This window comes from Streptomyces sp. URMC 127 (assembly GCF_051386535.1).
GTDB lineage: Bacteria > Actinomycetota > Actinomycetes > Streptomycetales > Streptomycetaceae > Streptomyces.
In genome coordinates this window covers 1-22,809 of record NZ_JBPQTW010000061.1, presented here as the reverse complement: position 1 = coordinate 22,809, position 22,809 = coordinate 1, and the positions used below count along the sequence as shown (strand labels likewise).

The following is a 22,809-nucleotide window of genomic DNA, read 5'->3' as shown; positions in this document are numbered from 1 at the left end:
TCCCGCAGGAAACGTCCGACCCCGGTGGCAGGCCCGGCAAGGAGCCGGCCCGCCACCGGGGTCGTCCGGGCGGAACCTACGCGAGCAGCGCCGGGATCGTGGCCTCGTGGGCCTCGCGCAGCTCGGCCAGCGGGATGCTGAACTGCCCCTGGACCTCGATCGCTTCGCCGTCGACCACACCGATCCGGGTCGCGGGCAGGCCCCGCGCTCCGCACATGTCGGTGAACCGCAGCTCCTCGCTCCGCGGGACCGCGACGACCGCGCGGCCGGCGGACTCGGAGAAGAGGAGGACGAAGGGGTCGATGCCGTCGGGCACGACGATCCGGGCGCCCTTGCCGCCGCGCAGGCACGACTCGGCGAGGGCCTGGATCAGACCGCCGTCGGAGAGGTCGTGCGCGGCGTCGATCATGCCGTCGCGCGAGGCCGAGATCAGGATCTCGCCGAGCAGCTTCTCGCGGTCCAGGTCCACGGCCGGCGGCAGGCCGCCGAGGTGGTCGTGGACGACCTGGGACCAGGCCGAGCCGCCCAGCTCCTCCTTGGTGTCACCCAGCAGGTAGAGCAGGTGGCCCTCGTCGGAGAAGGCGATCGGCGTCCGGCGGTTGACGTCGTCGATGACGCCGAGCACCGCGACCACGGGGGTCGGGTGGATGGCCGTCTCGCCCGTCTGGTTGTAGAGCGAGACGTTGCCGCCGGTGACCGGGGTGCCCAGGGCCAGGCAGCCGTCGGCCAGGCCGCGCGTGGCCTCAGCGAACTGCCACATGACGGCCGGGTCCTCCGGCGAGCCGAAGTTCAGGCAGTTGGAGATCGCCAGCGGGCGGGCACCGGTGGCGGCCACGTTGCGGTACGACTCGGCGAGCGCGAGCTGCGCGCCCGTGTACGGGTCGAGCTTGGCGTAGCGGCCGTTGCCGTCCGTGGCGACGGCGACACCGAGGTTGGTGTCCTCGTCGATGCGGACCATGCCGGAGTCCTCCGGCTGCGCGAGGACGGTGTTGCCCTGCACGAACCGGTCGTACTGGTCCGTGATCCACGACTTGGACGCCTGGTTCGGCGAGGAGATCACCTTCAGGACCTGCTCGCGCAGCTCCTCGGCGCTCGCGGGGCGGGGCAGCTTGTTGGCGTCGTCGGCCTGGAGGGCGTCCTGCCAGTCCGGGCGGGCGTACGGGCGCTCGTAGACCGGGCCCTCGTGGGCGACGGTGCGCGGCGGCACGTCCACGATCTGCTCGCCGTGCCAGAAGATCTCCAGCCGCTCGCCGTCGGTCACCTCGCCGATGACGGTGGCGATGACGTCCCACTTCTCGCAGATCTCCAGGAAGCGGTCGACCTTGCCGGGCTCGACGATCGCGCACATGCGCTCCTGCGACTCGCTCATGAGGATCTCCTCGGGCGAGAGCGTCGCGTCGCGCAGCGGCACCCGGTCCAGCTCGACGCGCATGCCGCCGGAGCCGGCGCTGGCCAGCTCGCTGGTGGCGCAGGACAGGCCGGCGCCGCCGAGGTCCTGGATGCCGTCGACCAGGTCCTCGCGGAAGATCTCCAGGGTGCACTCGATGAGGAGCTTCTCCTGGAAGGGGTCGCCCACCTGGACGGCGGGGCGCTTCGCGGGCTTGCTGTCGTCGAAGGTCTCCGAGGCCAGGACGGACACGCCGCCGATGCCGTCGCCGCCCGTGCGGGCGCCGTAGAGGATGACCTTGTTGCCGGCGCCGGAAGCCTTGGCGAGGTGGATGTCCTCGTGCTTCATCACGCCCACGCACAGGGCGTTGACCAGCGGGTTGCCCTGGTAGCAGGCGTCGAAGACGACCTCGCCGCCGATGTTGGGCAGGCCCAGGCAGTTGCCGTAACCGCCGATGCCCGCGACGACGCCCGGCAGGACGCGCTTGGTGTCGGGGTGGTCGGCGGCGCCGAAGCGCAGCGGGTCCATGACGGCGACCGGGCGGGCACCCATCGCGAGGATGTCGCGGACGATGCCGCCGACGCCGGTGGCCGCGCCCTGGTAGGGCTCGATGTACGAGGGGTGGTTGTGCGACTCGACCTTGAAGGTGACCGCGTAGCCCTGGCCGACGTCGACGACGCCGGCGTTCTCGCCGATGCCGACGAGGAGGGCGTCGTTCTCCGGGGCCTTCTCGCCGAACTGGCGGAGGTGGACCTTGCTGCTCTTGTACGAGCAGTGCTCGGACCACATGACGGAGTACATCGCGAGCTCGGCACCGGTGGGCCGGCGGCCGAGGATGCCGCGGATGCGCTCGTACTCGTCCTGCTTCAGACCGAGTTCGGCCCAGGGCTGGTCGACGTCGGGGGTCTCGTTGGCGTGCTTGACGGTGTCGAGAGTCATGCGTTGACCAGCTTCTTCAAGATCGAGGTGAAGAATCCGAGCCCGTCCGTGCGGCCCGTGCCGACCAGGGGCTCGACGGCGTGCTCGGGGTGCGGCATCAGGCCGACGACGTTGCCGGCGGCGTTGGTGATGCCCGCGATGTCGCGGAGCGAGCCGTTGGGGTTCCCGTCGAGGTAGCGGAAGGCGACGCGGCCCTCCGCCTCCAGCTCGTCGAGGGTGCGCTCGTCGGCCACGTAGCGGCCGTCGATGTTCTTCAGCGGGATGGAGATCTCCTGCCCCGCCTCGTAGTCGGACGTCCAGGCGGTGTCCGCGTTCTCCACCCGCAGCTTCTGCTCGCGGCAGATGAAGTGCAGGTGGTTGTTGCGCAGCATCGCGCCGGGCAGCAGGTGGGTCTCGGTGAGCACCTGGAAGCCGTTGCAGATGCCGAGGACGGGCATGCCGCCCCGGGCCTGTTCGATGACGGTCTCCATGACCGGCGAGAAGCGGGAGATGGCGCCCGCCCGCAGATAGTCGCCGTAGGAGAAACCGCCGGGCAGGACCACGGCGTCCACCTGCTGGAGGTCCTTGTCGCGGTGCCAGAGCGGCACGGGCTCGAGCCCGGCGATCCGGACGGCGCGCTGGGTGTCGCGGTCGTCCAGGGTGCCGGGGAAGGTGATGACTCCTACGCGTGCGGTCACGAGTCGACCCGCACGGTGAAGTTCTCGATCACGGTGTTGGCGAGAAACGTTTCCGCCATCTCGTGGATTCGGGCGAGGGCGGCGTCGTCGACCGGTCCCTCCACCTCGAGTTCAAAGCGCTTGCCCTGACGGACGTCGGCGATCCCCTCGAAACCCAGGCGAGGCAGCGCGCGCTGCACCGCCTGCCCCTGCGGGTCGAGGATCTCCGGCTTGAGCATGACGTCGACTACGACGCGTGCCACTGGCACTCCCGGTGTGTGGTGCGTGAGCTGAAGCGGTACGGCCAGAGTACAGTCCCGAAAAATCTACGCGCATAGATATGCTGGACCTCCTGTCACGTTTACGCATCGACGCCCGGGACCCCCTGGAAAAATCCCGGGAAAAACGTACGGTCCTGATTGCGAAGAGGGGCACGGACGGAATTAACTGGGCTTCACTTTGCAATGCCCTTCGTTGTACAAATGAATAACCATTGACCAGGAACGGATCCGGAACATCCGGAACCAGTGCATCTGCGCAGTTCACCGCACGGATGCCCGCCGAAAGGACCGATATTCGTGGCACAGCGCGTAGTGGTCACACTCTCCGACGACATCGACGGCGGGGAAGCCGCGGAGACGGTTACCTTCGGCCTCGACGGCAAGTCGTACGAGATCGACCTGAACACTGCCAATGCGAAGAAACTGCGGGCGGTCCTCACGCCTTACCTGGAGGCCGGCCGCAAGCAGTCGCGCTCCGGCAAGGCCTACCGCCGCACCTCCGTCGCCCCCGACCCGGCGGCCGTCCGCGCCTGGGCCCGCTCGCACGGCATGGACGTCCCGCCGCGCGGCCGCATCCCCAAGCGCGTGTACGAGGCCTTCAACTCCGCCGAGTGAGCCGCTCGCCGCGCCGCTCGCCCGCCGCGCCGGGGGCAGCCCCCGGCTGCTCCCGGGCCGCCCCCGGGCCGCTCCGGTGCCGTCGCCGGGGCGGCCTTCCCGGGCCGATTTGCCAAGCACCCCGGATGATCAGCTAGAGTCTGGATCACGCCGAGGGGCGAGGCCGGGAAACCGGGCAAAACCCCAGGTCACGCGGGTGTAGCTCAGTAGTAGAGCGCCCTCTTTCCAAGGGGGAGGCGCAGTGTGCGATTCCTGTCACCCGCTCTGAACGTCCTCCGGTCACGCATGTGACCGGCCGGGACGGATCATGCGGGTGTAGCTCAGTAGTAGAGCGCCCTCTTTCCAAGAGGGAGGCGCAGTGTGCGATTCCTGTCACCCGCTCTGAACGTCCTCCGGTCACGCATGTGACCGGCCGGGACGGATCATGCGGGTGTAGCTCAGTAGTAGAGCGCCCTCTTTCCAAGAGGGAGGCGCAGTGTGCGATTCCTGTCACCCGCTCTGATCGCTTACCGGTCCACCACCGTGGGCCGGACCGGCGATCCACGCGGGTGTAGCTCAGTAGTAGAGCGCCCCCTTTCCAAGGGGGAGGCGCAGTGTGCGATTCCTGTCACCCGCTCTCATCACGGTTACCGGCCACGGAAGTGGATCAGGTAGAGTGATGCACGCGCCGCCCGGTGAAAGCCGGTCGGAGGCATGCGGACGTAGCTCAGTTGGTAGAGCACCACCTTGCCAAGGTGGATGTCGCGAGTTCGAGTCTCGTCGTCCGCTCCAGTACGAAGGCCCCGGTCACCACGACCGGGGCCTTCGGCGTTCCTGGCCGCCTGCCCGCGGGGCGCCGGGTCCCGGTGGCGCCGGGCCGGTCGCTGATGACATTCGTCATCCGAACCCATGACAGGCCGCACTGATCTCCGCCCGGATCCGGCGGGAGGCTTGGGGCATGGACATCGGGGACAGTGTGATCGACGTCTCGGGGCTGCGCCGCCGCTACGGCCCGGCCGGGGACAAGGGTTTCGAAGCGGTGCGGGACGTCTCCTTCACCGTGGGGCGCGGCGAGTTGTTCGCCCTGCTCGGCACGAACGGCGCGGGCAAGACCTCCACGGTCGAGCTGCTGGAGGGCCTCGCGCAGCCGACCGCGGGCGAGGTGCGGGTGCTCGGGCACGATCCGTATGCGGAGCGGAAGGCCGTGCGGCCCCGGATCGGGGTGATGCTCCAGGAAGGCGGCTTCCCCGCCGACCTGACCGTCGCCGAGACGGTCCGCATGTGGGCCGGCTGCACCACCGGAGCCCGGCCCGTGGCGGAGGCCCTGGAGCTGGTCGGCCTGACGGGGCGCAGCAAGGTCCGCGTGAAGCAGCTCTCCGGCGGCGAGCGCCGCCGCCTCGACCTCGCGCTCGCCCTCCTCGGCCGCCCCGAGGTCCTCTTCCTCGACGAGCCGACGACCGGCCTCGACCCCGAGGCCCGGCACAACACCTGGGAGCTGGTGCGCCGGCTGCGGGCCGAGGGCACCACGGTCCTGCTCACCACGCACTATCTGGAGGAGGCGGAGGCCCTCGCCGACCGCCTGGCCATCATGCGCGAGGGGCGGATCGTCACGTCCGGGAGCCCGGAGGAGGTCATCGGCAGCTATCCCGCGCGGATCCGCTTCGCGATGCCCGTGGGCTGGTTCGTGGGCGATCTCCCGCCCCTCGCCGAGCTGGGCGTCGTGCGGCACACGGAGGACCGCGGACGCATAGAGCTGCAGACCGGCGAGCTGCAGCGGACGCTGACCGGGCTGCTGCTCTGGGCGCGGGAGAAGGACGTCGAGCTGGAGGGCCTGGACGCCCGGACCGCCTCGCTGGAGGAGGCGTTCCTGGCCATAGCGGGCGCGGGCCCGTCCGGGGAGCCCGCGGGAGCAGGGGCAGGTGCCGGTGCCGGCCTCGGTGTGGATTCTGACGCAGGGAGGGCCGCGTAATGGCGATGGCCGTATCGATGTCGGTGCCGCGGATGATGGCGCTGGGCCGGGCGGAGTTCACCCTGCTCGGGCGGAACAAGATGGGGCTCTACGTAGCCCTGCTGATGCCGGTGATGATGGTGTGGGCCATGCGGCGCGCCATCGGGGAGATCGACCTCAGCAAGGCCGGGATGTCGGTCAACGAGGTCGCCCTGACCGGCGCCTTCGGCTACATCCTGCTCTTCGCCGTCTACCAGCACCTGGCCAGCGCCTATGTGGCGCGCCGCGAGGAGCTGGTCCTCAAGCGGCTGCGGACCGGCGAGGCGGGCGACGCCGAGATCCTCACGGGCATGGCGCTGCCGGCGGTGGTCGTGGCCCTGGCGCAGTGCGTTCTGCTGGTCGTGGCGGGCGTCCTCTGGCTGGACCTGCGGGCGGTCGCCCGGCCCGACCTGATGGCGGCCGGGCTCCTGCTCGGTCTGGCGATGTCCATAGCCCTGGCCGCGGTGACCGCGAACTGGGCGAAGACGGTGCAGGGCTCCCAGCTGGTGACCTCGCCGCTGATGCTGATATCCGTGGCGGGCTCGGGGCTCATGGTGCCGCTGGAGGCCATGCCCGACGTCATGGCGGACATCTGCTCGCTGCTGCCGCTCACGCCGGTAATCCAGCTGCTGCGCGGCGGCTGGCTGGGCGGCATGAGCGCCCATGAAGCGGGCGGCGCGGTCCTCACGGGCCTTGCCTGGACAATAGTGGCGGCGTACGGCGCCCGGCGGTGGTTCCGGTGGGAGCCGCGGCGGTAGTCGTAAGGCAGCGGCCGCAGGGCCGTGACGAGGACGTGCAAGGGGGACGGGGCCATGGGCCTGTGGACACGGGTGCGGGGATGGCGGGGCCGCAGCAGGGTCGCCAAGGTCGACAGCTATATGCGGTGGACGCTCTATGTGCTGCCCGTCGTCCTTCCCGGACTCGGCGCGGTGGGTGTGCTCGCGGACTCCGGTCTCACGCGGCCGTGGATCCTGGCGATGGGCGGGATCTTCACCCTCCAGGGCCTCCTGGGGATCTCCATCTTCCGACGCTCCCTCGACCACTACTTGTGGAAGAAGCCCGCCCCCTGGTGGCCGCTGGCGCTGCAGGGGGTGCTGTTCGTCGCGGCGATGGCCTGCATGACGATCTCGTTCGGCACCTACGGCAATGAGTACGCCTCCACGATCGGCCTGTTCCTGTGGAACGGCAGCCTGTCGGTCTTCGGCCCGCTCACGCTGCTGGTCGGCAAGATCCGCAGGTTCGTGGGGACGTGCGTCGCCGTAGCGCTCGTGCTGGGCCTCGGGGTGCTGGCGATCGGCGCCGGCTGGAAGGCCTCGCTGGCCCTGACCGGCTCGGTGCTCGGCCTCACGCTGTGGTGCGTCTACGTCGTACGGACGTCGGGCTGGATGCTGCGCGTCATGTGGGAGCTGGAGGAGGCGCGGGAGGCGCAGGCGCGGCTGGCGATCGCGGAGGAGCGGCTGCGGTTCGGCCGGGATCTGCACGACGTCCTCGGCCGGAACCTCGCGGTGATCGCGCTCAAGAGCGAGCTGGCCGTCCAGCTGGCCCGGCGGGGCGCGCCCGCCGCGGTGGACCAGATGATTGAGGTCCAGCGCATGGCCCAGGACTCCCAGCGCGAGGTCCGGGAGGTCGTGCGCGGCTACCGCGAGGCGGATCTGCACACCGAGCTGGTGGGGGCGCGGGGCGTGCTGTCCGCCGCGGACATCGAGTGCCGCATCGACGACACGGTGGGCAAGGCCCTGCCGCCCGCGGTGCAGTCGGTCCTGGCGTGGGTCGTCCGGGAGGGCACCACCAATGTGCTGCGGCATGCGGACGCCGAGCGGTGCGCGGTGCGGCTGCGGGTCGTCGCGGGGACGACGGCCGTTCTGGTCATGGAGAACAACGGAGTGCGCGAGCCGGGGCGGAAGCCGGAGTCCGGGGGCGGTTCGGGGCTGGTGGGCCTGCGGGAGCGGCTCACGGTGCTGGGCGGCACGCTGACGTACGAGCACCGGGCGAACGCGACGTTCCGGCTGACGGCGGAGGTGCCGCTGGAAGGGGTGCTGCCGGCGGATGCGGACGGCGCGGACGGCGCAGCCCTGCCGGGCAAGGCGGTTCAGGGGGCGGGGCTGGTTCCGGTGCACGGGGGGACGGCATGAGCGACGGTGCGCGTACGGACATGAGCGGCGTCAACATCACGCCGATCCGGGTCATGCTCGCGGATGACGAGCATTTGATCCGCGGTGCGCTGGCCGCGCTGCTGGGGCTGGAGGACGATCTCCAGGTGGTCGCCGAGGCCGCGTCCGGCCCGGAGGCGCTCGCGATGGCGCGGGCGCACCGGCCCGACGTCGCCGTGCTCGATCTTCAAATGCCAGGGGCCGACGGTGTGATGGTGGCCACATCTCTGCGGGCCGAGCTGCCGGACTGCCGGGCCATGATCGTGACGGGTCACGGCCGTCCCGGGCACCTGAAGCGGGCGCTGGAAGCGGGGGTGCGGGGGTTCGTGCCGAAGACCGTCTCGGCGCAGAAGCTCGCCGAGATCATCCGGGCCGTGCACGGCGGAAGCCGTTATGTGGACCCGGAGTTGGCAGCTGACGCGATCAGCGCGGGCGACTCCCCGCTGAGCCCGCGCGAGGCCGAGCTGCTCGAACTGGCGGAGGGCGGGGCGCCCGTCGCGGAGATCGCGGAGCGGGCCTCGCTGACGCCCGGGACGGTCCGCAATTACCTCTCCTCGGCCGCCACGAAGCTGGGCGCGGACAACCGGCACGCCGCCGCGCGCATTGCACGCTCTCAAGGTTGGCTATAGTTGTTCTCGCACCGCACGGAAACGCGCGGGGCATGCGGACGTAGCTCAGTTGGTAGAGCACCACCTTGCCAAGGTGGATGTCGCGAGTTCGAGTCTCGTCGTCCGCTCCAGTACGAAGGCCCCGGTCACCACGACCGGGGCCTTCGGCGTTCCCAGGATTACTACGGAGTCCCCGGGAAGCGGAGACGGAAGAGGGCGCCGCCCGTCGGCGCCTGCTCCGCGGTCAGCTCGGCGCCGTGGGCGCGGGCGATCTGGCGGGCCATCGCAAGGCCCAGGCCGGAGCCGGGGAGCGCGCGGGCCTGGCGGGAACGGTAGAAGCGGTCGAAGACGTAGGGCAGGTCCTCGGCGGAGATGCCGGGGCCGTGGTCGCGGACGGTCAGGTCGAGCGCCCCGCCGCCCGCACGGGCCAGGCGCACCTCGACGGCCCCGCCGGGCGGGCTGAACTTGGCGGCGTTGTCGAGCAGGTTGGACAGCAGCCGTGCGAGGCGGGCCGGGACGCCCGGGACGGTGACGCCCTCCGGGCCGGCCAGGTCCGCGGTGAAGACCGTCCCCGGCCAGTGTCCGCGCGCGTCGGCGACGCAGCGCTCCGCCAGCCGGTCGAGGCGCACGTCCTCCAGGAACTGCTGCGGCTCCTCGTCGCGGGCCAGCTCGATCAGGTCGTTGACGAGGCCGGTGACCTCGCGCAGCTGGCGGCCGAGCGCACCGGCGGCCCGCTCGCGCTGGGCCGGGGTGAGGCGTTCGGCGCGGGCGAGGAGCTCGGCGTTGGTGCGGAGCGCGGTCAGCGGGGTGCGCAGTTCGTGCGAGGCGTCGGCGACGAGGCGGCGCTGGGCCGCGACGGCCTCCTCCAGCTCGCCGAGCATGGTGTTGAAGCTGGCGGCGAGGCTGGTGATCTCGTCGTCGCGGCGGGCCTCGTAGGGGGCGAGCTCGATGCGGTGGGCGGGGTCCCGGGTGGCGGCGATGTGCTCGGCGGTGGCCGTGAGCCGGGTCACGGGGCGCAGGGACGTACGGGAGGCGAAGTAGCCGAGGCCGGCGGCGAGGAGCACGCCCGCGCCGCCCACCGCCCCGAGCAGCAGGCCCGCCTGGCGCACGCCCTTGTCGACGGTGTCGGAGCGCACGGCGACCTGCAGGGCGCGGTGGCCCTTGACCGGGGTGGTCAGCATCCGCATGGCGTGTCCGCCGACGGTGATGTCGCTGTAGTGCTCGCCGAGCGTGCCGGCCGCGACGCGGCGGGTGGCGCCGGTCACGGGCAGCACGAGGCCGTCCTGGTGCGGTGCCGCCGGATCGGCCCCGACGGTCTGCGCGCAGGCGGGGGCGGCGAGCCACGTGCACTCGCCGTACAGGGGGCCCGCCGGCTGGGTGCGGCTCTGCTGCGCGATGAGGGTGGCCTGCTGCTTGAGCTGGAGGTCGAGCTGGCGGCCCAGTTCGTAGCGGATGACGACGTAGGCGGCGGCCAGGACGCCCAGGGCGACGACGGCGACGGCGACGGACGTCACGAGGGCGAGCCGGGCGCGGAGCGGCCTCCGGCCGAGGATCCTTCTGCGCAGGGCCGTCGCCCTTCCGGCGCGCTCCGCGCTGCGCGCGCTTCCCTCCCCCGCCTTGCTTGCGCTCACTGCTCCGCCAGGCGGTAGCCGACGCCGTGCACGGTGTGGACCAGGCGCGGGGCGCCGCCGGCCTCCAGCTTGCGCCGCAGGTAACCGATGTAGACGGCGAGGGAGTTGGAGTCCGGGCCGAAGTCGGTGCCCCACACGCGCTCCTGGATGAGCTCGCGGGGCAGCACCTGGCCCGGGTGGCGCATCAGGACGTCCAGCAGGGCGAATTCGGTGCGGGTGAATTCGAGGGGGAGGCCTGCGCGGTCGCCGGTGCGGGTGGCGGGGTCGACGGTGAGGTCGGCGAAGGACAGGGTGCCGGGGTCCTGCCCGGCGGCCGGTTCCGCGGGGGCGGCGCGGCGCAGGAGGGCCCTGAGGCGGGCCAGGAGCTCGTCCAGGGCGAACGGCTTGACCAGGTAGTCGTCGGCTCCGGCGTCCAGGCCCGCGACGCGGTCGGCGACGGCGTCGCGGGCGGTGAGGACGAGGACGGGCGTCCGGTCGCCCAGGGCGCGCAGCCGCCGGCAGACGGCGAGGCCGTCGAGGACCGGCATGGCCAGGTCGAGGACGAGGGCGCCGGGCGGCGCGGCCGCGACGGAGGAGAGCGCCGCCAGGCCGTCGGCCGCGGCGCGGACCGCGTAGCCCTCGACGGTCAGGGCGTCGACCAAGGCCGCCCGTACGTCGGGGTCGTCGTCGACGACGAGGACGGACGTCTCGGCCATGTCGCCTCCGGCGGGGTTCGGGGTGCGGGGCGCCGCCGGCGGTTCGGGGGCCCCGCGCATCGGGGTGCCCCCAGCCTGGCAGAGCTCTCTTAGAGGGCTCTTACCTTTCGTACGCGGGCTGAGCAGGGTCCGGCACCGCCGGACAGGTGGTGAGTGGTTGCTCGCCGCCGCGGCGGAGGAAGTTCCCGGGCCCGGGCCCGTACGAGGCGTGCGGCCTTCACCGCGGCCGTCCTCGTACGGCATCGAACCCGCCTCGGGCGCGCCGCGCCTCCGTGCCCCCGCTCAGGTCCAGCTCAGGCCCGTCAGGCGTTCGTACGCCTCGACGTACTTGGCGCGTGTGCGGTCCACGACCTCCTGCGGGAGCGCCGGCGGCGGCTGGTGGCCGTGGCGGTCCCAGCCCGAGGCCGGGGACGTCAGCCAGTCGCGGACGAACTGCTTGTCGAAGGACGGCTGCGCCCGCCCCGGCTGCCACTCGTCCGCCGGCCAGAAGCGGGACGAGTCGGGGGTGAGCACCTCGTCCGCGAGGACGAGCTCACCGTCCGCGAAGCCGAACTCGAACTTCGTGTCGGCCAGGAGGATGCCCCGGTCGCGGGCGATGTCGCGGGCCCGCCCGTAGACGGCGAGCGTCGTCTGCCGCAGCAGGGCCGCCGTCTCGGCGCCGACCTGCCGCGCCACCTCCTCGTAGCTGACGTTCTCGTCGTGCTCGCCGACCTCCGCCTTCGTGGCGGGCGTGAAGATCGGGGAGGGCAGCTCGGAGCCGTCGGTGAGGCCCTCGGGGAGGGCGAGCCCGCACACCGTGCGCGTCTGCCGGTATTCGGCGAGCCCGGAGCCGGTCAGATAGCCGCGGGCCACGCACTCCACCGGCACCATGTCGAGCGCCCGGCAGACGAGCGTGCGGCCCTCCCAGTCGGCGGGGGCGCCGGCGGGCAGGTCCGTGGACAGGACGTGGTGCGGGACGAGGTCGGTGAGCCGGTCGAACCACCACAGGGACAGCTGGGTGAGGACCCGCCCCTTGTCGGGGATCTCGGTGGGCAGCACCCAGTCGTAGGCGGACATGCGGTCGGAGGCGACCATGACCAGGTTGCCGTCCGCGTCGCGGTAGAGGTCGCGGACCTTGCCCGTGTGCAGATGCACGAGACCGGGCACCTCGATCGGCTCGGGCTTCTCTACGAATCCGGACACGCGTCCTCCTGGTGGTTTGTCCAAGCACCACGATTCTGCCGTACGCGGCCGGACCCGGCGGAGGAGGGTCGGGCGGGCGTCAGCAGCGCTTGCAGATGCGGTCCAGGAGGTTGGCCGTGGCGCGCTGGATGCGGGTGTCGGTGTGGCCGGGCCGGTCCAGGGCGGGCGACCAGGCGAAGGTGCCCGCGGCGAAGACCAGGGCGCCGCTCGGGGCGCGGTAGAGGGACGTCTCCTGGTGGCGCTTGTTGCCCTCGCTGTCGCGGTAGGGCGAGTGGGCGAGCAGGATGCGGCGCGTGTGCTCGGGCAGGGCCGTCCGGGGGTAGTAGCGGTCGGCCTCGCCGGCGACGAGGCCGGGCAGCTCGTCGCCCTCGCCGGCGCCGGTGGCGTCCCACAGCCAGTGGTCGGCGTTGCGGACGACCATGGGGGCGGGCTCGGGGACGCGCCCGGCGTACTGGATGCCCAGCAGCTGCTGCTCGGCGGGCGTGACGTCGCGCCAGAGCGCGGAGCGGCCGGGGCCGCGGTGCTTCCGGCAGGTCATGAGGTGGTCGGGGCCGGCCGGCGAGGGGGCGAGCTCGACCTGCCAGTACATGGTGTTGGCGGAGAGGAAGACCAGCGACGTGCCGGAGTCGCGGGCGAGCTCGGCGGCCCGGCGCATGGCCGGCGACCAGTACTCGTCGTGGCCGGGGAAGACCAGACCGCGGTAGCGGGAGGGGTCGACGCGGCCCGCGTGCAGGTCGCGGGTGTCGGCGTAGGCGAGGTCGTAGCCGTAGCGCTCGGCCCAGCGGATGAAGTCGTAGGCGTGGCCCACGTGCAGCGGCAGGCCCGCGCCCGCGAAGGGGCGGTCGAAGGAGACGGTGGTGGCGGCGCCCTCCTCGCCGAGCAGCCGGCCGTGCTCGTCCCAGGCGTGGTAGAGGCTCGCGCCCGTGCGGCCGTCCTCGGGGTAGAGGTTGTAGGCCTGCCAGGTGATGTCGGGCAGGACGAGCAGCAGATCGGCCGGGTGGGTGTCGCGGACGAGGAAGGGGATGTGGCTGCGGTAGCCGTCGGCGGTGGTCAGGACGGCCACGTAGGCGCCGAGGGACCAGTAGCTGGGGATCTGCAGGCGCCAGGAGAGCCACCAGTGGTGGCAGGAGACCGTGCGGTCGACGGTGAGCGGCGCGGGCTGGACGATGCCCGACAGCCGCGGGCTGGTGGTGATCTTGGCGGCGCCGTCGCCCGCGTAGTGGCCGATGCGGTAGACGTCGACGGAGAACTGCTGCGGCGGATCCACGGTGATGCGGAAATCTATGGCCTCGCCGGGGGCGACGGCGCTGTTGGAGGCGAAGCCCTTGATCTGGAGGTGGACGTCGTCGGCGGTGCGCGGCCCGCCGCCGCGGGGGGCGGGGATGCGGCCCGGGCCGCCCCCGCCGCCGGATCTGTCCCGGCCCGCTCCCCCGCCGCCCCGGTCCGGGACGGGGTTCACGTACCACGGGATGATCTGGCCCGTGCCGTCGAAGTAGTGCTCGCTGCCGCGCAGCCAGGGCAGCGGGCCCTGGCCGAAGGGGTCGGACACGGCGTGTGCGAGTGCCCCCGACTCCCAGCGGCGGATCTGGTCCATCCCCATGCGTGCTCCCTCCCCTACGTCCCCCGACGCCTGCCGGTTTTCCCTTGCCGCGGCCCGGTGCCCGGACGCGGCTCACTGCGGTCACCCGGGCACAGCAGCCCCCAGCACATCACATACTGCGCCCGTCTCGTCACCGCTCGTCGCGAAATTCGCCGGTAAGTGACAGGGCGAAGGATCACCGAACGTCACGGGGCTCACCGGGGCTCACACCAGGCGGACGGGCTTCTCGGGGCGGACGCCCACTTCGCCGAGCCAGCTGCGCAGCGGGGCGTCGTCGCCGTCCTCGACCAGGCTGAGGACCGTGCGGCCCAGGTCGGCGCGGCGGGCGCCGCCGACCAGCAGGGCCGGGCCGTCGAGCCAGTCCAGGCCCGGGGCGGCGCCGGCGGTGTCCACGGCGGCGCAGCAGACCATGGCCGTCACGTGGTCGGCGAGCAGCTCGCGGCCGCTGCGGGGCGGCTGGAGCGGGAAGAGCGGCGCGAGGCCCTCCACCCAGGGCTCGGCCGTGGCGGCGCCGCCGAAGGCCCGCTGCCGGGCCGCGAGGGCCTCCTGGGCGGCCTCGCGGGCCACCTCCGCGCCGAGCCGGGCGCCGAGCTCCTCGGCGACGGTCCCGGCGGCGGGGCCCGCCAGCCGCTCCAGGACGCGGGCCACGGTCGGGGCGGCGGCCATGCCCGCCGGGGCCGCGGGGACGGGCGTGAGGGCGGGCAGGGCGTCCACGACGTCGAGGACGCGGTGCAGGCGGGCGGCCTCCAGCCGCCATTTGCGGTCCACGACCTCCTCCGGATACTGGCTCCAGGCCACCGGGAGCCAGTCGGGGCCGGTGTCGGCGGGGCCGCCGTGGAAGAGCCGGGCCGCCAGCAGGGACGCGGCCTCGTCGATCGCGCCGGGCTCCTCCAGCAGATCGCAGGCCGGGCGCTCGCCCAGGCGGGAGGCGAAGCCCTCCGCGAGGCGGTCGCGGCGGGAGAGCTCGGTGAGCGCGGAGACGACGCCCGCGTCGAGGCGGGAGGGCCAGCGGCCCATGCGCCAGGCGGGCAGCGCGACCCTGTTGAGGAGCCGGTCCCAGCCGGCGTAGGCCAGGCCGACCTGCTCCTGGGCGACGATCCGCAGGCCGTAGTCGACGCTCTGGGCGCGCTCGGAGGCGGCCGCCGCGACCCCCCGCTCCATCTCGGCCGCGTGTGCCCGGCAGATGCGCAGCAGCAGGCGGGCCACGCCGCCGACGAACGCCAGGGCGGGCCGGCCCCCCGCGACCGCCACGGCGGCGTCCAGCCCGCGGACGAAGCGGCGGGCGGCGGCTATGTCGGGGTGGGCCGAGGGGCCCGTGCCCGCGACAACCGGTGCCAGCAGGGCGCGCAGCTCGGCCACGCGCATCCACCACAGGAACGGCGATCCGATCACCAGCACCGGCGCGGCGTCGGAGCGGCGGCGCGGGCGGCGGGTGGACGGGGGGCCGTTCGCGGCGCCCTGCGGGGCGGCGGCCGGCGAGCCGTGGGCCGGGTGGGTGCGGTCCTCCAGCCAGCTGTCGCAGTCGGGGGTGAGGGCCATGGCCGAGGGGGCCGGGACCTCCAGCCGCTCCGCGAGGTCGCGGACGAGCCGGTAGAGGTCGGGCGCCTTCTCCTCGGGGATGGGGACCGTGGGGCTCAGGGCGGGTCTGGCCCGCACGACCACGGCGGCGACCGTGGCCGCGACCGCCAGGGCGAGGACCGCGGCGCCGGTGAACGCCCAGCGGGCGGCGGACCAGGCGCCGCCGTCCGGGATGCGCCCCATGGCGATGCCCGCCGCCAGCACGGCGGCGGCTGCCGCGGGCAGCAGGGCGACGGCCAGCGCGGCGCTGCGGATGCGCAGCACCGCGAGGGCTTGGGCGCGTGCGACCAGCACGCCTGCTTCCGGACCTGCCACGAGACCGATCACCCCCTGTTGCCAGTTTGTGCTCCGTCGGAACGCGGACCGAGGACTGCGACAGCGGACGCAACGCCGGGGGGCGTTGCCTTTCCCCCCACTGTGGCACCGGCCTCTGACATCGCAATGCCGGTGGGCCAGTTGCCTGATTCCGGCCCTGCTGCCCGCCCGCTGTCCGGCACCTCGCTTGCGCCGCACCCTAGTTGGGGGTGGGGCGCGCGTCAGCTAGTTGGCCAACCGGTCACTCGATGGAATGGCTTTGGTCAACGCCGGGCCTTTGCCGGGCGGCTTCGGCGTAATGGTCCGGCGTACCGGACCGCGGCCTACTTGCCGGTACGGCCGGGGGCCCGGGTACGGGTGCCCCGGGCCGCCACTGCCGGCGGCGGAGCGGATCCGAGAGGCCTGGCCGGCCTCTCGATCAGCGAGAGCGCCCGCTACGCCTCCTGCGCCGCCCGCGCGGCGATGTCCGTGCGGTGGTGGGAGCCGGCGAGGCGGATGCGGGAGACCGCCTCGTACGCGCGCGTGCGGGCCGTTGCGAGGTCCTCGCCGGTGGCCGTCACGGACAGCACGCGGCCGCCCGCGCTGACCACGCGGCCCTCCGCGTCCCGGGCGGTGCCCGCGTGCAGGACGTAGGCGTCCTTGAGCTCCGCGGCCTCCGCCAGGCCCTCGATGACGTCACCCGTGCGCGGCGTGCCCGGGTAGTTGTGCGAGGCGACGACGACCGTGACGGCGGCGCCGTCGCTCCAGCGCAGCGGCGGCAGGGACGCGAGGGTGCCCGTGGCCGCCGCGTGCAGCAGTCCGGCCAGGGGCGTCTTCAGGCGGGCGAGGACGACCTGCGTCTCGGGGTCGCCGAAGCGGGCGTTGAACTCGATCACGCGGACGCCGCGCGAGGTGATCGCCAGACCGGCGTAGAGCAGGCCGGAGAAGGGCGTGCCGCGGCGGCGCAGCTCGTCGACGGTGGGCTGCAGGACCGTCTGCAGGACCTCGTCGACCAGCTTGGGGTCGGCCCAGGGCAGCGGGGAGTACGCCCCCATGCCGCCGGTGTTCGGGCCCTCGTCGCCGTCGAGGGCGCGCTTGAAGTCCTGGGCGGGCTGGAGGGGGACGACCGTCTCGCCGTCGGTGACGGCGAAGAGGGAGACCTCGGGGCCGTCCAGGTACTCCTCGATCACGACGCGGCCGCAGGCCAGCGCGTGCTCGCGGGCGATGCCCAGGTCGCCGGTGACGACGACGCCCTTGCCGGCGGCCAGGCCGTCGTCCTTGACGACGTACGGCGCGCCGAAGGCGTCGAGCGCGGCGTCGATCTCCGCGGGCGTGGTGCAGACGTAGGCGCGGGCCGTGGGCACGCCGGCCGCCGCCATGACGTCCTTCGCGAACGCCTTGGAGCCCTCCAGCTCCGCGGCGCGCGCCGAGGGGCCGAAGACGGCGAAGCCCCGCTCGCGCAGCACGTCGGAGACGCCTGCGACCAGCGGGGCCTCGGGGCCGACGACCACCAGGTCCGCGCCCAGGGACGCGGCGAGGCCGGCGACCGCCGCGCCGTCGAGGGCGTCCACCTGGTGCACCTCGGCGACCTCGGCGATCCCGGCATTGCCGGGGGCGCAGTGCAGCGCGGTGACGTCGGGATCGAGGGAGAGTGAGCGGCACAGGGCGTGTTCGCGGGCGCCGCCGCCGATGACGAGGACCTTCACACCGGTCACCCTATTGCCTCGTCGACTGATCGCTTTCCAGGGTCCGTACGACAAGAGGCGTCAAGACGCGAACGCCGCACAGAAACGTCCCTGCACCGGCCCCGTACGGCCGGGCGGCAGCGGGACGACGGCGGGGCGGCCGTGTCCCGTCCCCGCGACCCACTCTTTCGGGTGATGCCGAACCGCGGCTTATACCGGATTCGTCTGCGCTTACGGGCGGAAAAGCAGCGATCTTGTCTCCAAGACCGACCGTTCGGCGGTAGGAAGGTGGCTCGCGATCCGCATGCGGCAGAGGGAGTGCACGGGTGAGCCAGCCGGAGATGCAGCCCGAGGGGCTCCCCCGCGAGCAGAGTGGGAGGCACCGTGGCGACCTGCGCGGCCGCACCTTCCCGCTCGGCGACTGGGGGGAACCCGCGGAGCGTCTCGATGAGCTGTACCGCTGGGTGGAGAACGGCGCCCTGTATCTGGTCGACTGGTATCTGGCGGACCGCGCCTGGAAACGCCGGTGGGCGCGGGCGCTGCGCATCGGCGCCGCCGCCTGCGCGGTGGTGGGCTCGGCCCTGCCGCTGCTGCAGCTGACGAACCTCGTCCGCACCGGCTGCGCCTGGGGGTTCCTGGTGCTGCTCGGGTCGGTCGCCTGCGTCGCCTGCGACCGCTACTTCGGCCTGACGTCCGGCTGGATGCGGGCCGTCGCCACGGCCCAGGCCGTGCAGCGGCGGCTGGAGGCGCTGCAGTTCGACTGGGCGTCGGAGTGCGTCCGCGAGGTGCTGGGCCCCACCGAGGGCACGGCCAGCGAGGCCGCCGAGCGCTGTCTGAGCGTCCTGCGCCGCTTCTCCGAGGACGTCTCGGAGCTCGTCCGGGCGGAGACGGCCGACTGGATGGTGGAGTTCCGCGCCGGGCCGACGCCGCTGCTCACGCAGTCGCTGGTCTCGTGGGGCCCGCGGGGGGAGGGCGGCGGCCCGCTGCCGCGCTTCCCGCTGCCCCCCGGCACCCGGCCGAACATGCCGCGGCAGCGCCCGCCGGAGTCGCCGCGCTGACTCCCCGAAGACGATCGCTTGAAGACGATCGCTTGAAGACGATCGGCTTCAGCTGAAGACGATCATCGACCCCTGGCCGAGACTGCGCGTCGCCGCGGCGTGCAGCCCCAGCCAGACGTGGCGCTCCCGCGCGAACGGGCTGTCGTCCTCCGGCCCGGGCGCCGCCCGCTCCTCCAGGCCCGTGGGCCGCTCGGGAGCGGCGGGCGGAGCGGGCGGGTTGGCCGGATCGATGCCCAGCACCGGCGCCACGGCGTGCAGTTCGCGCAGCAGCCCCTGGCTGGATCCCAACGGCCCGCCGCCCTCCAGGAGTTCGTCGTTGGTCAGCGGGTGTGCGAAGTCCACCGGTACGTACGCGCCGGCATGGTCGTAATGCCACACCAGGTGGGACTGCTGCGCCGTGGTCTCGAACATCTCCAGCAACTGCTCGTAGTCCCCGCCCAGTTCGTCGACCGGGGTGACGGGCAGACCGCACAGGTTGAGCATGTGGGCGCGGCGCAGGAAGTGCAGCGCGTCGTAGTCGAAGCCGGCGACAGGGGCCACGTCCCCGGAGAGCCCCGGCATGTAGCCGAAGACGGGCACGGGCGGCAGACCGGCTTCGCCGAGCGCCTTGTCGTACGCGGCGATCTCCTCGGCGAAGGGGTTGTCGGGGCTGTGGCACAGCACGTCGACGAGGGGGACCAGCCAGAGGTCACAGGCCACGTGAACTCACTCTCGTTCGCGACGACGCAACGGGATGCGATGGTCGGGCCAGAGTAGTGCGGCCGGGCCGGTTGTCATACCGGGCGGGAGGCCTCGATCAGCGCCAGGGAGTGCTGGTTGTACGCGGTGATGATCCGCTCCGCCTCGGCGGCGTCCTGCCGGGCCACGGCCTCGACGAGCTCGCTGTGGCGGTTCCACAGGCGGCCCCGGAGGGTGGGCATCCGGCGCAGCAGCGGGACCGTGAAGACCCAGCCCTGCACCCGGACCGTATTGAGGAAGTCGGATATATACGGATTGCCCACGATCGCCGCGAGCTCGCGCCAGAAGCGGAGGTCGTAGCCGATGAGGATGTCCAGGTCGCCCGCCGCCGCGGCCCGCGCGGCCTCCTCGGCCCGGCGCCGGACGGAGGCCAGCGCGGCCGGAGTGACGCTGCGCAGCGCGTGGTCCGGGGAGCGGCGGAAGATGCCCTCGACGATCAGCGAACGGGCCTCGACCATGTCCCGGAAATCCGCGTACGTGAATTCGCGCACGCGGTAGCCCTTGTGCATCTCCACGCCGAGCAGACCCTGCGCGCAGAGGTCGAGCAGCGCCTCGCGCACGGGTGTGGCCGAGACGCCGTACTGCTCGGCGATCTCCTTGACCGTGAACTGGCGGCCGGCAGGGAGCCGCCCCGCGATGACCTCGTCGCGCAAGGCGTCGGCGATCTGCTCGCGCAGCGTCGTGCGTCTGACAGCCTCGCTGCCCGGCATTTGTCTCCGTCTCCCCTTCCCCGGCCGCGCGCCATTGTGCGGGCGGCCCTCGCAAACGATATGCGAGGGCCGTCTCGGGCAATATGGCCGTGCGCACAGGAACGGGGCACGGTACCGCATGCGGGTTTGTGCCGGTGCGAGTGGGCTCGGGTGGTTCGGCACCGCCGGTCACGTACGCGGGGGTTGCCCGCGGTCGCGGCCGGGGGACGTGTGCGCCGTCACACGGCGTACGTGTCGGCCACCGTCAGGGCCTCGTCGAGGATCGCGAGGCCCTGCTCGGCCTCCGCGTCCGTGATCGTGCACGGCGGGACCACGTGCGTGCGGTTCATGTTCACGAAGGGCCACAGGCCGTTCTTCTTGCAGGCGGCGGTGAACGCCGTCATCGCCTCGCCCGCCGCCGCGTACGGCACCAGCGGCTCGCGCGTGGCCCGGTCCCGGACCAGCTCCACCGCCCAGAAGACGCCCAGGCCGCGCACCTCGCCGACGCTCGGGTGGCGCTCGGCCAGCGCCCGCAGGCCGGGACCGAGGACCTGCTCGCCGATGCGGGCCGCGTTCTCCACGATGCCCTCCTCGGCCATGGCGTTGATCGTCGCCACCGCGGAGGCGCAGGCCAGCGGGTGCCCGGAGTAGGTGAGCCCGCCGGGGTAGGGGCGCTCGTCGAAGGTGGCGGCGATCTCCGGGGAGATCGCGACGCCGCCGAGCGGCACGTAGCCGGAGTTGACGCCCTTGGCGAAGGTCAGCAGGTCGGGGACGACGCCGAAGTGGTCGGCGGCGAACCAGCGGCCGGTGCGCCCGAAGCCCGCCATGACCTCGTCGAGGACGAACACGATGCCGTAGCGGTCGCAGATCTCCCGCACGCCGGGCAGGTAGCCGGGCGGCGGAACCATGATCCCGGCCGTGCCGGGGACCGTCTCCAGGACGATCGCGGCGATCGTGGCGGGGCCCTCGAAGGCGATCGTGTCCTCCAGGTGCCGCAGCGCGCGCTCGCACTCCTGCTGCTCGTTCTCCGCGTGGAACGGCGAGCGGTAGAGGAACGGCGCCCAGAAGTGCACCACGCCCGCCGAGGCCGTGTCGGAGGGCCAGCGGCGCGGGTCGCCGGTGAGGTTGATCGCCGCGGCGGTCGCGCCGTGGTACGAGCGGTAGGCGCTCAGCACCTTGGGCCGGCCGGTGTGCAGGCGGGCCATCCGTACGGCGTTCTCGACCGCCTCCGCACCGCCGTTGGTGAAGAAGATCTTGTCGAGGTCGCCGGGCGTGCGCTCGGCGATCAGCCGCGCGGCCTCGGACCGCACGTCCACCGCGAAGCCCGGGGCGAACGTGCACAGCCGCGCCGCCTGCTGCTGGATCGCGGCGACCACTTTGGGGTGCTGGTGCCCGATGTTGGTGTTGACCAGCTGGGAGGAGAAGTCCAGATAGCGGTTGCCGTCGTAGTCCCAGAACCAGGAGCCCTCGGCGCCGGCGACGGCCAGCGGGTCGATGAGGCCCTGCGCGGACCAGGAGTGGAAGACGTGCGCGCGGTCGGCGGCCTTGACGGCGGCACCGGCGGCGGGATCGGCGGTGGGGTGCGGGGTGCTCACGGTCGGCTCCCTGGTGTTCCGGCTCGGACGTCTGTGACGGGACGGGGTTTACGGCGGCGGTACGGACTCGGGCCCCAGGACAGGAGGCAGGCTCCGGGACCGGGCAACGGCCAGCCTAGGCAGGCCGGGACGGGCCCGACACCGGCACTGTGTACGGCTCTTGCCGTGCCCGGCGACACAGTGCCGGGTCGCGCGGCGCGCCGCGCCGACCGGGAAAACGGGCAAATTCCGCGAATGGAATGATCCACATGCTACGGTCACGTTCTGTTGCAGTTATGGACCCGGTCATGTGCGCGCCTGAAGGTCTGCGACCTTCAGGCGCTCGTGCGTTTGGCTGCGCCTTTTTTAGGTGCCCGGAATTCCGGCACCACCGCCTTCAAGGAGATCATCTTGGCTACCGGCACCGTGAAGTGGTTCAACTCGGAAAAGGGATTCGGCTTCATCGCCCAGGACGGCGGCGGCGCCGACGTCTTCGCCCACTACTCCAACATCGCTACCCAGGGGTTCCGGGAGCTGCAGGAGGGCCAGAAGGTCACCTTCGACGTGACCCAGGGTCAGAAGGGCCCCCAGGCGGAGAACATCGTTCCGGCGGTCTGACCCGCTCCCGGCCCGCCGGGTTCCTCCAGAGGTCCGGACCGGGACCCCGTACTTTCCGAGCGCGGGGTCCCGGTTCTTTCTGCTCCCGCTATTCTCCGCAAAGAAAACACGGGGGACACGGAGGACCTGCCCATGGACGGCCTGAGGCCAGACGATCCACGCATACTCGGCGCGTACCGGCTGCTCGGGCGGCTCGGCGCGGGCGGCATGGGCCGCGTCTACCTGGCCCGCTCCGACCGGGGCCGCACGGTGGCCGTCAAGCTCGTCCACCGCGAGCTGGCCGGCCAGGAGGAGTTCCGGCGGCGCTTCCGCCAGGAGGTGCGCAGCGCCCGCCGGGTCGGCGGCGAGTGGACCGCGCCCGTCCTCGACGCGGACACCGAGGCCGAGGTCCCCTGGGTCGCCACCGGCTACATCGCCGGCCCGTCCCTGCGGCAGGTCGTCGACCGGGACTTCGGGCCGCTGCCCGAGCGCTCCGTGCGCATCCTCGGCGCCGGTCTCGCGCGCGCCCTGCAGGCCGTTCACGCCGCGGGCATCGTCCACCGCGACCTCAAGCCCTCCAACGTGCTCGTCACCCTCGACGGCCCGCGCGTCATCGACTTCGGCATCGCCCGCGCCCTGGAGACCCTCGCCGACGGCGACGGCCTCACCCGCACCGGCGCGGCGGTCGGCTCCCCCGGCTTCATGTCGCCCGAGCAGGTGCGCGGCGGCGCGATCACGCCCGCCAGCGACGTCTTCTGCCTCGGCTCGGTGCTGGCCTACGCGGCCACCGGCCGGATGCCGTTCGGCACGGCCGACAGCGGCGTGCACGCCCTCATGTTCCGCATCGCGGAGGAGCAGCCGGACCTCACCGGGGTTCCGGCCGCGC

The 22,809-nt window shown here is 72.8% G+C and carries 20 protein-coding genes and 6 tRNA genes; 14 read left to right on the top strand and 12 right to left on the bottom strand.

All coding sequences use genetic code 11. The annotated features are described in order from the left end of the window. Positions 1-76: 76 nt before the first annotated feature. Genes purL through purS form a run of 3 tightly spaced genes read right to left on the bottom strand, consistent with a single transcriptional unit; the run spans position 77 to position 3,245 of the window. The gene (gene purL, locus ACSNOH_RS15630; RefSeq protein WP_436721929.1) at positions 77-2,326 is read right to left on the bottom strand and encodes a phosphoribosylformylglycinamidine synthase subunit PurL; all 2,250 of its coding nucleotides are present in this window, start codon (positions 2,324-2,326) and stop codon (positions 77-79) included. Continuing rightward, the gene (purQ, locus tag ACSNOH_RS15625) at positions 2,323-3,003 is read right to left on the bottom strand and encodes a phosphoribosylformylglycinamidine synthase subunit PurQ (RefSeq protein ID WP_436721928.1); all 681 of its coding nucleotides are present in this window, start codon (positions 3,001-3,003) and stop codon (positions 2,323-2,325) included. Before purQ ends, purL begins: the two co-directional genes overlap by 4 nt. Beyond that, positions 3,000-3,245, bottom strand: coding sequence for a phosphoribosylformylglycinamidine synthase subunit PurS (gene purS / locus ACSNOH_RS15620; RefSeq protein WP_030367046.1), 246 nt, complete (start codon positions 3,243-3,245; stop codon positions 3,000-3,002). Before purS ends, purQ begins: the two co-directional genes overlap by 4 nt. Before the next feature lie 315 nt (positions 3,246-3,560). Between purS and ACSNOH_RS15615 the strand changes: the two genes are divergently transcribed. From ACSNOH_RS15615 to ACSNOH_RS15565, 11 genes are all read left to right on the top strand, one after another. After that, entirely contained in the window at positions 3,561-3,878 is a 318-nt protein-coding gene (locus tag ACSNOH_RS15615) for a histone-like nucleoid-structuring protein Lsr2 (protein WP_398382065.1), read from the top strand. Positions 3,879-4,070: 192 nt separating this feature from the next. Beyond that, positions 4,071-4,142, top strand: a tRNA-Gly gene (locus ACSNOH_RS15610). 45 nt (positions 4,143-4,187) lie between these two features. Next, positions 4,188-4,259, top strand: a tRNA-Gly gene (locus ACSNOH_RS15605). Between the two features lie 45 nt (positions 4,260-4,304). Beyond that, positions 4,305-4,376: transfer RNA gene (locus tag ACSNOH_RS15600), tRNA-Gly, on the top strand. Between the two features lie 46 nt (positions 4,377-4,422). Continuing rightward, positions 4,423-4,494, top strand: a tRNA-Gly gene (locus tag ACSNOH_RS15595). Positions 4,495-4,573: 79 nt separating this feature from the next. Next, positions 4,574-4,649, top strand: a tRNA-Gly gene (locus ACSNOH_RS15590). Positions 4,650-4,815: 166 nt separating this feature from the next. Then, positions 4,816-5,826 carry an ABC transporter ATP-binding protein gene (locus tag ACSNOH_RS15585; protein ID WP_436721927.1) on the top strand — a complete coding sequence of 337 codons (1,011 nt, stop codon included), beginning with the start codon at positions 4,816-4,818 and terminating at the stop codon, positions 5,824-5,826. Further along, a complete protein-coding gene (locus ACSNOH_RS15580) occupies positions 5,826-6,602 on the top strand; it encodes an ABC transporter permease (protein ID WP_436721926.1) in 777 nt (258 codons plus the stop codon). The genes ACSNOH_RS15585 and ACSNOH_RS15580 overlap by 1 nt, the downstream gene beginning before the upstream one ends. A gap of 54 nt (positions 6,603-6,656) precedes the next feature. Then, complete coding sequence (locus tag ACSNOH_RS15575) at positions 6,657-7,976, top strand: sensor histidine kinase (RefSeq protein ID WP_436721925.1); 1,320 nt, start codon at positions 6,657-6,659, stop codon at positions 7,974-7,976. Continuing rightward, on the top strand, positions 7,973-8,623 hold the full coding sequence (locus tag ACSNOH_RS15570) for a response regulator (RefSeq protein WP_436721924.1): 651 nt from the start codon (positions 7,973-7,975) through the stop codon (positions 8,621-8,623). Before ACSNOH_RS15575 ends, ACSNOH_RS15570 begins: the two co-directional genes overlap by 4 nt. Positions 8,624-8,657: 34 nt before the next feature. Beyond that, positions 8,658-8,733 (top strand) — tRNA-Gly (locus ACSNOH_RS15565). A 51-nt stretch (positions 8,734-8,784) separates the two neighbouring features. On the opposite strand, the gene ACSNOH_RS15560 is transcribed toward ACSNOH_RS15565, so the two are convergent. The 6 genes from ACSNOH_RS15560 to purD form a co-directional block, all read right to left on the bottom strand. After that, on the bottom strand, positions 8,785-10,155 hold the full coding sequence (locus tag ACSNOH_RS15560; protein WP_436721936.1) for a sensor histidine kinase: 1,371 nt from the start codon (positions 10,153-10,155) through the stop codon (positions 8,785-8,787). Positions 10,156-10,229: 74 nt separating this feature from the next. Continuing rightward, positions 10,230-10,928, bottom strand: coding sequence for a response regulator transcription factor (locus tag ACSNOH_RS15555; protein ID WP_436721923.1), 699 nt, complete (start codon positions 10,926-10,928; stop codon positions 10,230-10,232). Between the two features lie 282 nt (positions 10,929-11,210). Further along, positions 11,211-12,110 (bottom strand): phosphoribosylaminoimidazolesuccinocarboxamide synthase, encoded by a 900-nt coding sequence (locus ACSNOH_RS15550; RefSeq protein ID WP_436721922.1) that lies wholly within the window; start codon positions 12,108-12,110, stop codon positions 11,211-11,213. A 79-nt stretch (positions 12,111-12,189) separates the two neighbouring features. Continuing rightward, positions 12,190-13,710, bottom strand: a complete 1,521-nt coding sequence (locus tag ACSNOH_RS15545; protein WP_436721921.1) for a N,N-dimethylformamidase beta subunit family domain-containing protein — start codon at positions 13,708-13,710, stop codon at positions 12,190-12,192. Between the two features lie 204 nt (positions 13,711-13,914). Next, positions 13,915-15,615 (bottom strand): hypothetical protein, encoded by a 1,701-nt coding sequence (locus ACSNOH_RS15540; protein WP_436721920.1) that lies wholly within the window; start codon positions 15,613-15,615, stop codon positions 13,915-13,917. A 422-nt stretch (positions 15,616-16,037) separates the two neighbouring features. Next, the gene (gene purD / locus ACSNOH_RS15535) at positions 16,038-17,288 is read right to left on the bottom strand and encodes a phosphoribosylamine--glycine ligase (protein WP_436721935.1); all 1,251 of its coding nucleotides are present in this window, start codon (positions 17,286-17,288) and stop codon (positions 16,038-16,040) included. 305 nt (positions 17,289-17,593) lie between these two features. On the opposite strand from purD, the gene ACSNOH_RS15530 reads away from it, so the two are divergent. Beyond that, positions 17,594-18,325: an SLATT domain-containing protein gene (locus ACSNOH_RS15530; protein WP_436721919.1), complete on the top strand. Its 732-nt coding sequence runs from the start codon at positions 17,594-17,596 to the stop codon at positions 18,323-18,325. A 48-nt stretch (positions 18,326-18,373) separates the two neighbouring features. Here the strand turns inward: ACSNOH_RS15530 and ACSNOH_RS15525 are convergent, their stop codons facing one another. The 3 genes from ACSNOH_RS15525 to ACSNOH_RS15515 all read right to left on the bottom strand — a co-directional run bounded on the left by ACSNOH_RS15525 (position 18,374) and on the right by ACSNOH_RS15515 (position 21,347). Then, entirely contained in the window at positions 18,374-19,024 is a 651-nt protein-coding gene (locus tag ACSNOH_RS15525; RefSeq protein ID WP_436721918.1) for a hypothetical protein, read from the bottom strand. Between the two features lie 74 nt (positions 19,025-19,098). Next, the gene (locus ACSNOH_RS15520; protein WP_436721917.1) at positions 19,099-19,773 is read right to left on the bottom strand and encodes a GntR family transcriptional regulator; all 675 of its coding nucleotides are present in this window, start codon (positions 19,771-19,773) and stop codon (positions 19,099-19,101) included. A 218-nt stretch (positions 19,774-19,991) separates the two neighbouring features. Beyond that, positions 19,992-21,347: an aspartate aminotransferase family protein gene (locus ACSNOH_RS15515; protein WP_436721916.1), complete on the bottom strand. Its 1,356-nt coding sequence runs from the start codon at positions 21,345-21,347 to the stop codon at positions 19,992-19,994. A gap of 390 nt (positions 21,348-21,737) precedes the next feature. Between ACSNOH_RS15515 and ACSNOH_RS15510 the strand changes: the two genes are divergently transcribed. Beyond that, positions 21,738-21,944: a cold-shock protein gene (locus ACSNOH_RS15510; protein ID WP_436721914.1), complete on the top strand. Its 207-nt coding sequence runs from the start codon at positions 21,738-21,740 to the stop codon at positions 21,942-21,944. 132 nt (positions 21,945-22,076) lie between these two features. Continuing rightward, positions 22,077-22,809, top strand: a 733-nt coding sequence (locus ACSNOH_RS15505) for a serine/threonine-protein kinase (RefSeq protein WP_436721913.1), incomplete at its 3' end; no start/stop codon positions are given.

What these genes read in the sequence shown, in the direction of transcription:
- purL (WP_436721929.1), bottom strand. Translation starts at nt 2,326, where the DNA reads ATGACTCTCGACACCGTCAAGCACGCCAACGAGACCCCCGACGTCGAC.
- ACSNOH_RS15585 (WP_436721927.1), top strand. Translation starts at nt 4,816, where the DNA reads ATGGACATCGGGGACAGTGTGATCGACGTCTCGGGGCTGCGCCGCCGC.
- ACSNOH_RS15580 (WP_436721926.1), top strand. Translation starts at nt 5,826, where the DNA reads ATGGCGATGGCCGTATCGATGTCGGTGCCGCGGATGATGGCGCTGGGC.
- ACSNOH_RS15575 (WP_436721925.1), top strand. Translation starts at nt 6,657, where the DNA reads ATGGGCCTGTGGACACGGGTGCGGGGATGGCGGGGCCGCAGCAGGGTC.
- ACSNOH_RS15570 (WP_436721924.1), top strand. Translation starts at nt 7,973, where the DNA reads ATGAGCGACGGTGCGCGTACGGACATGAGCGGCGTCAACATCACGCCG.
- ACSNOH_RS15555 (WP_436721923.1), bottom strand. Translation starts at nt 10,928, where the DNA reads ATGGCCGAGACGTCCGTCCTCGTCGTCGACGACGACCCCGACGTACGG.
- ACSNOH_RS15545 (WP_436721921.1), bottom strand. Translation starts at nt 13,710, where the DNA reads ATGGGGATGGACCAGATCCGCCGCTGGGAGTCGGGGGCACTCGCACAC.
- ACSNOH_RS15520 (WP_436721917.1), bottom strand. Translation starts at nt 19,773, where the DNA reads ATGCCGGGCAGCGAGGCTGTCAGACGCACGACGCTGCGCGAGCAGATC.